Origin of the sequence: Dyella sp. (genome assembly GCF_036384435.1) — a bacterium.
Classification (GTDB): Bacteria; Pseudomonadota; Gammaproteobacteria; order Xanthomonadales; family Rhodanobacteraceae; genus GSA-30.
In genome coordinates this window covers 1-12,748 of record NZ_DASVMI010000007.1, presented here as the reverse complement: position 1 = coordinate 12,748, position 12,748 = coordinate 1, and the positions used below count along the sequence as shown (strand labels likewise).

Sequence of the window (12,748 nt, the reverse complement as noted above, 5' to 3'; positions counted from 1 at the left end):
ACGTTCCTGGCATTGCCAGTTCGCGGACTGCTGGCAGCATTCTTCGTCAGCCGTTGGGGCGTCTATCCGGTGCAAGTGCTGGATGGCGTGGCAGCTGGATTGCAAAGCGTCGCCGTGCCGGCCCTGGTCGCGCGACTCATGCAAGGCACGGGCCGCGTTAATGTCGCCCAAGGAGCAGTCATGACTATGCAAGGTATCGGTGCCGCGCTCAGCCCTGCGCTTGGCGGCTGGGTGGCGCAGTCCATCGGTTTTCGTGGCGCGTTCCTGCTGCTGGGCGCCATCTCGATGGGCTCCCTGGCATTGTGGTGGGGTTATCGTCGTAAACTCGGCACCCAACACCCCGACTCGCGTCATTTAAACTTGGAATATAATCGTCTCTAAGCGCAGGTTTTAATCCACAGATCGCAATGCCACTTCAGGCGGGTCGGGGATGCTTGACGATCAATCACCCAAGGAATGGCTAGCTGATATCAAACACGAGTATGGCGGCCTGGCTTCACATCCCGACATGGACGGGCTTAACCCTCCGATTTCTGTTTAGATAATCACGTGAAAAAGTGCCGCGTGATTTGGAATGGCACATGAGGGTGTGCGACACCAACAAATCAGCGCAAAGCCTGACTCGCCAAAGAACCCGAGCAATGAATCGGGTGACCATCCATGCTCAAATTCTGCGTATATGCATTCCCATTGACGGTGATGACCGTGCCACCCACGCAGCGCTGATTTTGAGCTAATGTGCGAGCGGCCAAGGTCTTTGCCTGCTCTTGTTGCCGCTCATTTTCCCGTTCAACGGTGGCTGCGTGCTGCTGATCCACCAGATGCTGAGCGGCTAACTGCTGTTGCTCGGACATTTGCCGAATCGCCTGTTCTGCCGAATACTGCGCGTAATAAATCACAGCAAGGCGCCAGACCACCAGGAATAGCCCGGCGGCAAGCGCCGCCGATAGGCGGTACATAACCTTTGTCATAAAACCTCCCTGAATCCCCGGGAGGCATGTTACATGTAAAGGCGTCCATTACCCTATAAGGGTTTTCGAGATTACATGCTTTAAGCCGCCTCAAGTTTGACGATGGCAGGCAATCGATCTTCCCCGAATCGACCCATATAACCGGGGCGTTCCAGTCACCACATCAGGCACCCTGCAGGCACTGGCAACGCGATCCAGGCCAAAGCCGATCTGGATAGAGTGGCCGATCAAAGGCTTGCCCCCTCGCCGACCACCCTCACCCGCCCCTCGGCAGTCATCAATAGCTGATGGTGATCGACGATGGCTGGGTGGCATCTACGTGATACAGGCAGTTGGACTGGAGGCCAGTGGTGCCGTGCGTGCGCGTCTGCGTGCGCCGCTAGCTCGGAGAAAGCCACAGATGCACCCGTGGACCGGCTCCATACGAGCCGATACGTCTTGTTCATGCCGCTTTCCCCTGCAACGCCGCGTCCGGCGGATTAATCTGGTGGACCCTCCTTGGATACTAGAGAGCCCATTGTCACGGTGACAAGCCGATCATGAGCGATATGCGAGCCGGTTCGCGTCAATGGACTTTTAGACGGCCCTGCCTTCCGGTTGACGGGCCTGTGCCGGGATCCGGTTCGTCCAAGGTCGCTTCGATGCCGGTCACGTGCCCGCGATGGCAACGTCACGTCATTGGTCGATCTGGAAAGTAGCGTCAGGTCATGTTTTTCACAGAGCTGTTTTTGTCAGTGACCATGCTTGATTGAGCCCCCTTCTTGTCATCAGGGTTCGCGATTGCCTGCTCGCTTGGAGAGCAACGACGAGCCCGGTATCGGCGCGGCCTAGCATGAATGTGTTCATGCCTCTGAAAAAGCATGAAAAGAATCGACATCACGCGTTCATTGTGTGCTGCCAGAAAATGTTCTAATTTCGAGAGCACCCTGGGCTGCTGGGGTAATCCTTGAAACTTTCAGGACGGCGCCCGAGCCAGAGTTATGGAGTCCATTCGATGAGCCTGATGATACGTGTGGACGATTATCGATTCGCCGCGAGGCGAAGGCTTCCTCGCAGGGTGTTTGATTATCTCGATGGAGGCGCCGGCGTTGAGAGAGGGCTTGAACATAATCTGGCTGCACTCGCTCGTATTCGATTCAGTCCGAAACGATTGGTTGACGTCAGCACGCGAGACTTGTCGCGCGCCCTGTTCCATAAACGCCTGCCATTACCGATGGTCATCGCGCCCACGGGCCTCAATGGCCTGTTCTGGCCAGAGGGCGACATCGCATTAGGCAAGGCGGCAGCCAGGCATGGATTGCCCTTTGTGCTATCGACTGCCGCGTCATGCAGTATCGAAGACGTCGCCAGGCAGGTGGATGGCGAGCTCTGGTTTCAACTTTATGTGGTGCACCGTCGCCTGGCCGAGCAATTGGTTCGACGGGCCCTTGCCGCCGGCTACACCACGCTGGTGCTCACCGTGGATGTGGTCAAGAACGGAATCCGCGAAAGGGACCTGCGCAATGGTTTCCGGCTTCCACTGAATCTGACCCCTGGCACCCTCTGGGATGGATTGACCCATCCTCGCTGGACAGCCTCGATCTTGCGGCATGGATTACCTGGCCTGGCCAATTTTGCGAACGTGGCCAAGGACGATCTGGAGATACAGGCGGCCTTGTTGAGTCGAAACATGGATGCCAGCTTTGACTGGGACGGCCTGGCCTGGTTACGCGATGTATGGCCACACCGCCTGCTTGTGAAAGGCATCCTGTCACCTGCCGATGCGGCGCATTGCATCAAGTTTGGAGCCGATGGGGTCATCGTCTCCAACCACGGCGGACGCCAACTGGATGACTGCCTGTCGCCCGTGGATGTATTGAAGGACATTCGGGCTGCCACCCACGCAGCCATCCTGGTCGATAGTGGATTTCGGCATGGCGCCGACATTGCCAAGGCACTGGCGCTGGGAGCCGATCTGGTGATGCTGGGCCGGGCGGCGCTTTATGGTCTGGCCGCCCATGGCGAGCAAGGGGTCGATGAGGTCATTCGCCTGATGCGCGATCAGCTCGATGACACCTTGGTGCAGATAGGTTGCCGTGCAGTGGACGAACTTGGCCACGAGTATCTGCATCGGGCGCCTTCCGCCCCAGCTGGCGAAATCGCGACAGCTTGATAACAGGGGCTCGATCTTCAGGCTGTGCAAGACCGACAAGGCACCCGATTAACACAGCCTGGTTCCATGACCTCATTTTTCGTGATGCAAATCACTGAGAGATTGTGTTGAATATCAAGGGTCGTCTTGCCATATCGCCCGCCTTTCCTAATGGCATCAAATAATTAGACCTATATCTTGATATGCCGGTCATCTTGATTTCCGGGCCGAATGGCTTCTTGCTGGCGATCCAGGCCCCTGGTAATGTGAATCGGGTTGATGCAAGGTTTTTGATTGATTTTGCCGCATGCCGACAAAGCTTGCGCAACCTTAAGGTGTACGGCAGCTGCCCGAATCGCGTCACATAGCCAGTAAATGATAGAAAGCCAGTCTCGGGCCGCACGCTCAAGGCTGTTGGAAGTCGAGCGTTCAAACAACGACAGGGAACGACGATGTCAGCGCAAAAAAACGCCTCCGTAATGAACTTCCTGAATGAGGTTGCCGAGGCTTATCCATCGGCCATTTCGTTAGCGGCTGGGCGCCCATCCAATACCTTGTTCGATGAAATCAGCGCCGAATCGTTGAGTCGCTGGATCACGATCTTCCACGGTGAATCTCCGTTGGCGAAGGTCATGCAGTATGGCCGTACAGCCGGCCTGGCACACGAGCTCATCGCGGCGCAAATTGCCCAGGATGACGGGGTGCGTGCAAATTCAGCCCGCACCATTGTCACGGCAGGCTGCCAGGAAGCACTCGCGCTATGCCTCCCCGAGTTATGCCCCGACGACACCGACGTCGTGCTTGTGCGTAATCCGACCTATATCGGCATAACGGGTGCTGCAGCCGGCGCATCCGTCGCACTCCACCCGCTTGATGGCAGCGTGGACGGTATCGACGCGCAAATCGAACATGCCGTCGGCACGTTGGCTGCCGACAATAGACGCGTACGCGCCATATACCTTATCCCGGATTTCGATAACCCGACCGGCGATACGTTGTCACTTGAGGAGCGCCTCGCCATCCTGGCGTCGTGTGAGCGTCATCGCATCGTGGTGCTCGAAGACAATCCCTACGGGATGTTTCGCTACGAGGGGCTCCCGGTTCCCGCGATGGCTTCGCTTGATACGGCCGGCTGCGTGATCTACCTCTCCACCTATTCCAAGACCATCGCGCCCGCGCTTCGCGTCGGCGCGGCTACGTTGCCGGAAACCCTGTTTGGCGACGCCAAGGCACAGTTGGATCTCTTCAACCGCATCACCGAGCGAAAGAGTTTCATCACCGTCAACACCAGTCAGTTATGCCAGGCTGTCGTCGGTGGTCTGCTCATGGAGCGCCATGGCAGCCTGCAGTCATGGCTGGCTCCCACTGTCGATGTTTATCGCCAGAATCGCGATGTCATGCTCGCGCAACTGGAGGAGAGCTTCGCTGGGAATGATTCGTCCATCCACTGGAATCATCCCCAGGGAGGTTTTTTCCTGAGCCTGGACGTACCGATCGACTTCCATGCGGAGTTGGTTGCCGATTGCGCGGTTCAGGAAGGCGTGATTGTGTTGCCCATGGCGTTCTTCGCCTTCGATCAAACACAAAATCGACGCATCCGGCTGGCCTTCAGCGCTCAACACCCAGAGCGCATTCGCGCGGGTGTGGCGGCGTTATCACGATTTATTGCGCGCAAATTAGAACAGGGGATGCCTTCCCGGAGGGCGTCCACGCTGGTGCCTGAAATCGTCTTGGACTGATGTGTTGCCGCCTGGGTTGCCATCGTGACCGGCATCCCTGCTTTTGCGTTCGAGCTGACTCATGGTTCCTCGGTCATCCAGAGGCTCCTCAGAATCGACTCCATGTCGAAAGTCCGCGATACGCGTTCGTTCTCTTTTTTCAAGCCATCAAGCGCCAGGCGGGCCTGTTCCAGCCACTTTCCATTTTCGCTTGCCTGGGTGCAGGCCTGCCTGAAGTTTTCGATAAAGGCCTCGTCATCGTGCTCGAACGGCAGGTGGATGGCGACGCCCAGACTGGCCAGTCGCTTCGCAACATCGTCCCGGTCATAAAATCCGGAGCCGATACAGATAGATGGGAGTCGGTGGTTGATCGCGTATTGATATGTGCCGCTGCCGCAGTGGTGGACCATCATATCTATCCGGGAACACACGGCATCCATGGGTACTCGCTGAGCGTACAGGAACATATCGCCCAGTGAGGGTTGCAAATCATCGACCGTCATCGTGGAGATCACGGCGATACCCGCTTGCAGCATATCAATGACAGCTGACCGCATGGCCCCTCGCGATGCCATGACCGAGCCCAGGGTGAGCAACGCGATTCGCTGTCCTTGATGCTTTTCAAGAAATCGCTCAATCGCTGGATTTGACGCAAGCCCATGCGCATGCAGCTGCGCCATCTCGTGGTCGGGAATGCCAAGTGTTCCGGCAAAATGGTAGGTCTGGATATCGGTTGCACCGGCAGGCAGCACCTCGATTTGCGGGATGCCGGGAACGATGCTGAGGTTCGCTTCACTCAATTGTGCAAAGTCATTCGGCGGCTTGATGCCAAAGAAGCTTTCCCAATTGCCGTAGTTTCCGGCGAAATCGAATCGCCCCTCCCCCAGGGACTCACAACTATGCCGGTAGTTCCTGTTCGACGGCAGCCCGCCAGGGAAAACGCCGGTCCTGGCCACGGTAATGCGTGGAGTTTCGGTGACCTGTGCCGTCAATAACGCCACCATGCTGAAGTCGTCAAGGATGACGTCGGGTTGAAAAGCCCCGCAGGCGGCCATCTCATCACGAAAGGACGATTGCGCCTGGTAATCGATATCAAGGACTTGTCTGCCCAGCGTCTTCATGGGCCCATGAAGATGGGAAGGAAGGAGAAAGGCCGTTTCGTGGGTATGCCTGTCGAGTAATGAATCCAGTGCCATGAGTGGCACGAGATGAGGAACCACGGCGCCCGCGTTGGGTATCAGTAGCAATCTCAAGCATCCCCCTGTGCATTACCGACTAGATCTTGAGCTTTAATTTGAACCCGGGCCGCTTGTATGCTGCCCACCTGCCCTGGAGCCAGCTGCGTCCAGCTGCCACGGGCCATGGGTTTCTTCAAATCCCCTACCAGTCATCCGCTCGTGTATCGAGCGGCATCCCGGCTTTAATCGGATCATATGACAGACATGTCCAGTGGTGAATGGTTTACCGTGATCAAATCCGTCCCCAGGCCTGCCGTGGCGCTGGTTCTTTTTCATTATGCGGGAGGCAATTCCAACGTCTTTCGAGAGCTTGCCTCGCGGGTTTGTGATGGAGTTCAAGTTATCGCTGCCGATTTGCCGGGAAGGGGGCGGCGGTTCGGAGAGGATCTTATTGACGATATTTCCCTCGCCGCTCATCACGCCGCTGCCGCCCTGTTAAAGGAGCGGTCCAAGCTGGGTACCGACAACGTCGTGTTGCTGGGCCACAGCCTTGGGGCCCGGCTGGCATTTCATATTGCACAGAATCTGGAACGCGATGGAAGGCTCAACCTCATGCGCCTGATTGCTTCAGGGGCGTTACCCCCACATCTTCCACGTAATCGCAAGAAGCTCCATAACTTGCCGCAGGGCGAATTAATTGACGAGCTTCACAAATATGGCGGGACGCCTGTAGAGGTCTTGCAAGACCTCGATTTGATGGAGCTGCTTATTCCCATGCTTCGTGCGGATCTGAAGATGGCTGAGGAATACGCGTGTTACGACGCAACGCCGCTGGCGTGTGAAATCACCGTGTTTGGCGGAATCGACGACGACACCGTGGACTACTTACGTCTTCCCGAGTGGTCATTTCAGACGCGTGGAAAATCATCAGTGGAAACGTTTTCTGGAGGGCACTTTTTCCTTCAGGAACAGCCGGTTCCTGTGGCTGCCACTTTGAATGATCTACTCCAAATGGAGTACGTGAATCTCCCGTGATTATGTGTCATCTATCACACATAAAATTTGCGTGACGGCTTGCTACTCGAAATATTAACTGCTAGTGTTCATAGGCATACTGAATCGGAGTTCGGTGCTGATGCCTGCTTTCGAAGGAATAAGGTTTTTCAGATCCAACGGGTCAATCAAGGCCTCTAAGCTGAAGCAAAAATCGCTCATTTTGGCGGCACTCTCACTCAGCGGCGTGGTCATGGCATCGACACCAGCTAATTCGCTCCTTGGCACCTGGAAACTGGACGGATCATTCTCTTCTTCTGGAGAAACCATGACTGCCGTCATCTCAGAGCTGCCGGATCAACAGATTCAAATCACGTTGCCGAAAGACCTGCAGCCTTCAGGCGCATCGGATAAAGCGGTGCTGCATGCTTCAGGTAGTAATGCCTACGTTGGACAGATTGGAACCGATACGAAGGTTCGGATCACAGTTAGCGCGCCTGGCAAGGCTGACTTATCCATCAACACGGATAACAGCAAGGGATTCGCTAGATTTGGTTATGGAATGACGCTCGTCTCGCACTGAAGGCGCAATTCCAGAGCTTAAGGGATGGGAAGGCCAGCACCTCGTGTGCTCGGCTTTCAGGGGTTTTATTTGCGTAATCCAAGGGGAATCTTTTCCTCAAAGGCTGATGTCATGCTGATTTTTTATCGGCGTGCCGGTGGCTTGCGGCTTAAAAATTAATTCCTTCGCCTTGCAGCGAATTCTTGCGAGCAATCAGTTGCTTGTCGCAGGCGTGGGAGTGTCAGCGGTTTTTGGTCTGTACGAATATTGGCATTCGCCAGGAGTTTGCAGTGACTAATCCGTTCGAAGACAAAGACGCCTCGTATCTGGTCCTTGTAAACGATGAGTTGCAGTACTCATTGTGGCCAGCTTTCGCCGACGTCCCGCAGGGTTGGACCGTCGCACATCCCAGTGACAACAGGCAGGCGTGCCTCGACTACATCGAGACGCACTGGACGGATATGCGTCCCCGGAGCCTCGTGGAAGCGATGGGCGGCTAGCACCCGCCTTAGCCGCTTCCAGTGATGCAAGACAGCGCTCTTCCAGAGCGTTGCAGGGGATGTTTTATCCGAATTAGCCGCGAGGTGATCGCCTCGTTACACCCGACACGCGGGACGAAGGCTTGTGCGCATGATAGAACTACGCTCTTCCATGGAAGATGGGGTAACGACGAAGGCCTTGCCGACCTCGGGTGCGGCTACGTCGCCAGCAGCATTCGTGGGAATGCTGCATCTCTTTGAGCGCCAGGTGCAGAGCAAGCCTTCGGCCATTGCCATCGCGCACGAATCGTCCGCGCTCACTTATGCGCAGCTCGATGAAAGATCCACGGCACTGGCTCGTCGCCTGGTATCTGCTGGTGCAGGCGCCGAGCGTGTCGTTGCGATAGCGATGCCCAGATCGCTGGACGCCATCGTCGCTATCATGGCCGTCCTCAAATCAGGAGCGGCCTATCTGCCGCTGGATCTTCGTTATCCGATGCCGCGACTTCGGTTGATGATCGAAGATGCCGCTCCCACGCTTATCGTTACTGACGAATCGTCGCCTGACGAACTGACGGCCGGTCATCGTTGTCTTTCGATGTCCGAGGCCGTCGAAGACTCATCAGCAGCACAGGGCGATGAGTTGCTCGATATCGGCCATCTCCCTGGTCAACCTGCATATGTGATCTACACGTCCGGATCGACTGGACGGCCCAAGGGCGTCGTCATTTCCCACGAAAATCTGACGAGCTTTGTGCGCTGGGCCATGTCCCATTTTGGCGAGCGACTGAACCACGTCTGGCTCACCACGTCTTTCAGCTTCGATGTCTCGATTTTTGAGCTGTTTTCACCTCTTTGCTTCGGCGGCCAGATCCGCTTGATCCGGGACTTCCTGGCGTTGGGCGATCCGCATCAAGAGCGGTTTCACAATAGTCTGGTCAGCACGTCGCCCTCGGCATTAGCTGGTCTGCTAGATGAACCCGGCAGCCCATTGGACGGTGTGCAGAGCATCGTATTGGCAGGTGAAGCACTGCCTGAGCCCCTCAAGGCCCGCATGGCACGCGAGTGGCCGCAGTGCCACGTTGCCGACTATTACGGCCCCACGGAAGCGACGGTATATGCGACGGGCTGGGACTCGGGTGTGCCGCCTCCGGTTGGAGGTCCGCATGCGGGCATTGGTTTCCCCCTGCCCCACGCGTCGGCCTATGTCCTGGACGAACAGCTTCGCATGGTGCCGGCAGGCACGGTCGGCGAGCTTTATCTCGCCGGTGAAGGCCTGGCACGCGGCTATCTGAACGCGCCAGGCATGACAGCAGGTCGCTTTGTCGCGAACCCTTTTGTCATGGGGCAACGCATGTATCGCACTGGCGATCTTGTGAAGTGGCGACCCTGCGGACAACTGGACTTTCTCGGCCGAACCGACAGCCAGATCAAGCTTCGTGGTCTGCGCATCGAATTAGGAGAAATCGAAGCCACCCTGCAAAAGGAACCCGGAGTGGCGCGCGCCGTTGTCATCGCGCGAACAGACCTGTCCGATCAAATGCAACTGGTGGGTTACGTCATTGCCACGGGAGGCGTTGCACCAGATCCGGCGTCGCTACGCCGTGCATTGGCCGAAAAACTTCCCGAATACATGGTGCCGGCGGCAATCATGTTGCTCGATGTCGTGCCATTGACACCCAGCGGCAAGCTTGATCGCCAGGCACTCCCTTTGCCTGTGTTTCCCCAGCGCCTCTATACAGCGCCGCGGACCCACGAAGAACAGGCACTGGCTCAGGTTTTTGCGCAGGTCCTTGGTGTTTCCAAAGTCGGCGTGGATGACAGCTTCTTCGACCTGGGAGGCCACTCCCTGCTGATGATTCGTCTGCTTGGGCGAATTCGCGCGCACTTCGGCGTTGAGCTGACTTTCAACACCCTGCTCGAGCACCCGACCGTGGCGTCGCTTGCGCCGCAGCTGACCACGGCAGCGCGTGCGCGTCCTGCGATCTGCCGAATGCCCAGGCCGAGGGATATCCCGCTCTCCTCAGCACAACAGCGTCTATGGCTGGTTGAGGAGATGGAAGGAAATCGCGGGGTCTACAACATTCCCTTGGCGCTGGAGTTGCCGTTCCGCCCTAACCCGGACACGCTGCACCTGGCGCTTCGTGACGTGATGGTAAGGCACGAAAGCTTGCGTACCCGCGTTGTGCCGGCCGACCCGGAGCCTTATCAGTATGTGGGTCTTGCCGATCAGGTAGCTCCTGTATTCGCCAGTCACGTCATCAAGAGCCAAGCGCTTTCCTCAGCACTGACGGCTGCCACCGTGCGGCCATTTGATCTGACCCGTCAGCCAGCGCTGCGCGCCGATCTGTTTCTTGTCGATTCGCAAGCCTGCGTATTGCTTCTGGTCGTGCATCACATGGCGGGTGACGGCCTCTCCATGGAAATCCTCGCCCGCGATCTGGCTCTAGCGTACAGGGCAAGATCTGGAGGGATGATGCCTGCGTGGTCGGCACTTCCCGTGCAATATGCCGACTATGCCTTGTGGCATCGGCAACTGCACAACGGCAACGAGCGCGCGGGTAGTACGATTGCGCAGCACGAAGCGTTCTGGCAACGGGTCTTGAATGGCTTGCCCGAACCCATCCAGCTCCCGACCGACCGGCCTCGGCAAGCCAAGCAAAGTCATCGTGGCAATACGGTTGCATTCCGGATCGATGGTGAGCGTTTTGAGCGATTGCAACGCGCTGCCGAAGCCTATCGTGTTACACCTTTCATGCTGTTGCATGCCACGCTTTGTGCGCTGCTCACTCGCTATGGCGCGGGCGAGGATATCGCCATAGGCACACCGGTGGCCGGTCGTACGGATGAGGCGCTCGGGAACCTGGTCGGTTTTTTCGTCAACCTGCTCGTGTTGCGCGTGGATACGGCGGGCGACCCCAGCTTTCGGCAGCTCCTGTCGCGCGTCCGCTCGGTTGATGCCGCAGCGCTGACGCACCAGGAGACATCCTTCGAGCGGGTGGTGAATCTGATCAATCCGTTGCGTAGCAACGCTTACCATCCTCTGTTCCAAGTTGCGATGGTATGGGTCAATGAAGTGACCCACGTGGATTTTGGGGCGCACCAGGCCGTGGCGCTGCCCGTGCATTTCCCGGTCTCGAAATATGATTTGACCTGGGGCTTCAGCCAGGTGCAGAGCGACGCATCCCACTGCTTGAAGGCGGAGCTCGAGTACGCATGCGATTTGTTCGATCATGCGACCGCTGTTCGCATGGTGGATCATTTCGTTCACCTGCTCGACGCGGCCGTCGGCAAGCCTGATGCACCGATCAGCACGCTGCCTCTGCAGAACACGGAAGAGCAACTGGCGCTGGCGCGGTGGAACCAGACCCACGTGCCGTTGCCTGATGCGGGCCTGGCCCAGCTGTTCGACGTGCAGGTACAACAAGTTCCCGACACTGCCGCCGTGGTTTTTGGCGATAGCACGCTCTCCTATCGCGAACTTGATCGCCGCGCTTGTCAGTTGGCCCAGCATCTGGTCAGCTTGGGCGTCGGTCCCGATACCTTGGTAGGCATCTGCCTGGAACGATCGCTGGACCTGCCGGTGGCGATCCTGGGTGTGATCAAGGCTGGTGCGGCGTATCTGCCGCTGGACCCGGAGTATCCCACCGAGCGACTGGCGCAGATTCTCCAGGACAGCGGTACGCCCGTCATGCTGGTGCATAGCCGTTTGCTCGACCGGCTGCCGCCCTTCCCCGGCATGCTCGTGGTGCTCGATCAGGAAGCATCCCACCTGGCCGGTTATCCCACGCATGCGCCCGAGGTGGCAGCCAGCCCAGATCACCTGGCGTACGTCATGTATACCTCCGGGTCGACCGGACGTCCCAAGGGCGTGGCCGTCACCCAGCGCAACGTGTTGGCCCTTGCGCTGGATCGTCGTTGGGATGATCCCAGTCAGCAGCGGATATTGCTGCACTCACCCCAAGCCTTCGATGCCTCGACCTACGAGTTCTGGGTCCCGTTGTTGCACGGAAACCAGATCGTCATCGCTCCTTCGGGGCGCACCGACATCCAGGTGCTGGAGCGCACGATCCGGGAACAATCGGTCACCGGCCTGTGGCTGACTGCCGGCCTGTTCCACCTGATGGTCGACGAATGCCCGGATGCCTTCTCCCAGGTGATGCAAGTGGTGGCCGGCGGCGACGTCCTGTCACCGGCGCATGTGCGGCGGTTGATGGAGCGGCACCCGCATGTGCAGATGGTCAACGGTTATGGTCCGACGGAAACGACGACCTTCGCCACCCATCATCGCTTGCAGGACCTACCGGGCGAGGGATCGGTGCCGATCGGGTCGGCCCTGGACAACACACAGCTGTATGTCCTGGATGATCGCTTGCAGCCGGTGCCGATCGGCGTACCGGGTGAGTTGTACATCGCCGGCGAAGGTCTGGCCCGGGGTTACCTGGGACGTGCCACCCTGACCGCCGAGCGTTTCGTGGCCCATCCGTTTGAGCCGGGCAAGCGCATGTATCGCAGTGGCGATACGGTGCGTTGGCGGCCTGACGGCACCCTGGCGTTCGGAGGGCGTTCGGACCAGCAGATCAAGTTGCGCGGTTTCCGCATCGAGCTGGGCGAGATCGAGTCGGCACTGACGTCGTTGACCGGTGTGCAGGCAGCGGCCGTGGTCGTTCGCGAGGATGTCGTCGGACACAAGCAACTGGTGGGCTATGTCGTGGC

10 protein-coding genes are annotated in these 12,748 nt (G+C 58.0%); 7 read left to right on the top strand and 3 right to left on the bottom strand.

The features are described 5' to 3' along the window. Positions 1-381 (top strand): MFS transporter (locus VF436_RS00515; protein ID WP_330902004.1); only part of this gene is annotated, 381 nt, incomplete at its 5' end. Between the two features lie 224 nt (positions 382-605). On the opposite strand, the gene VF436_RS00510 is transcribed toward VF436_RS00515, so the two are convergent. Both VF436_RS00510 and VF436_RS21660 read right to left on the bottom strand, forming a co-directional pair. Next, entirely contained in the window at positions 606-971 is a 366-nt protein-coding gene (locus tag VF436_RS00510) for a hypothetical protein (RefSeq protein WP_330902003.1), read from the bottom strand. Between the two features lie 227 nt (positions 972-1,198). Then, positions 1,199-1,417: an ESPR-type extended signal peptide-containing protein gene (locus tag VF436_RS21660; protein WP_414649789.1), complete on the bottom strand. Its 219-nt coding sequence runs from the start codon at positions 1,415-1,417 to the stop codon at positions 1,199-1,201. A 548-nt stretch (positions 1,418-1,965) separates the two neighbouring features. Here VF436_RS21660 and VF436_RS00505 point away from each other — a divergent pair. Beyond that, positions 1,966-3,123: an alpha-hydroxy-acid oxidizing protein gene (locus tag VF436_RS00505; RefSeq protein WP_330902002.1), complete on the top strand. Its 1,158-nt coding sequence runs from the start codon at positions 1,966-1,968 to the stop codon at positions 3,121-3,123. Positions 3,124-3,554: 431 nt separating this feature from the next. Next, positions 3,555-4,841: a PLP-dependent aminotransferase family protein gene (locus tag VF436_RS00500; RefSeq protein WP_330902001.1), complete on the top strand. Its 1,287-nt coding sequence runs from the start codon at positions 3,555-3,557 to the stop codon at positions 4,839-4,841. 59 nt (positions 4,842-4,900) lie between these two features. Here VF436_RS00500 and VF436_RS00495 read toward each other — a convergent pair whose 3' ends face one another. Then, complete coding sequence (locus tag VF436_RS00495) at positions 4,901-5,941, bottom strand: glycosyltransferase (protein WP_330902000.1); 1,041 nt, start codon at positions 5,939-5,941, stop codon at positions 4,901-4,903. 321 nt (positions 5,942-6,262) lie between these two features. Between VF436_RS00495 and VF436_RS00490 the strand changes: the two genes are divergently transcribed. The 4 genes from VF436_RS00490 to VF436_RS00475 form a co-directional block, all read left to right on the top strand. Then, positions 6,263-7,033 (top strand): thioesterase II family protein, encoded by a 771-nt coding sequence (locus VF436_RS00490; RefSeq protein WP_330901999.1) that lies wholly within the window; start codon positions 6,263-6,265, stop codon positions 7,031-7,033. A gap of 100 nt (positions 7,034-7,133) precedes the next feature. Next, positions 7,134-7,574 carry a hypothetical protein gene (locus tag VF436_RS00485; RefSeq protein WP_330901998.1) on the top strand — a complete coding sequence of 147 codons (441 nt, stop codon included), beginning with the start codon at positions 7,134-7,136 and terminating at the stop codon, positions 7,572-7,574. Between the two features lie 269 nt (positions 7,575-7,843). After that, the gene (locus VF436_RS00480) at positions 7,844-8,053 is read left to right on the top strand and encodes an MbtH family protein (protein WP_330901997.1); all 210 of its coding nucleotides are present in this window, start codon (positions 7,844-7,846) and stop codon (positions 8,051-8,053) included. A gap of 130 nt (positions 8,054-8,183) precedes the next feature. Beyond that, positions 8,184-12,748: amino acid adenylation domain-containing protein (locus VF436_RS00475; protein ID WP_330901996.1), on the top strand; the 4,565-nt coding region annotated here is incomplete at its 3' end.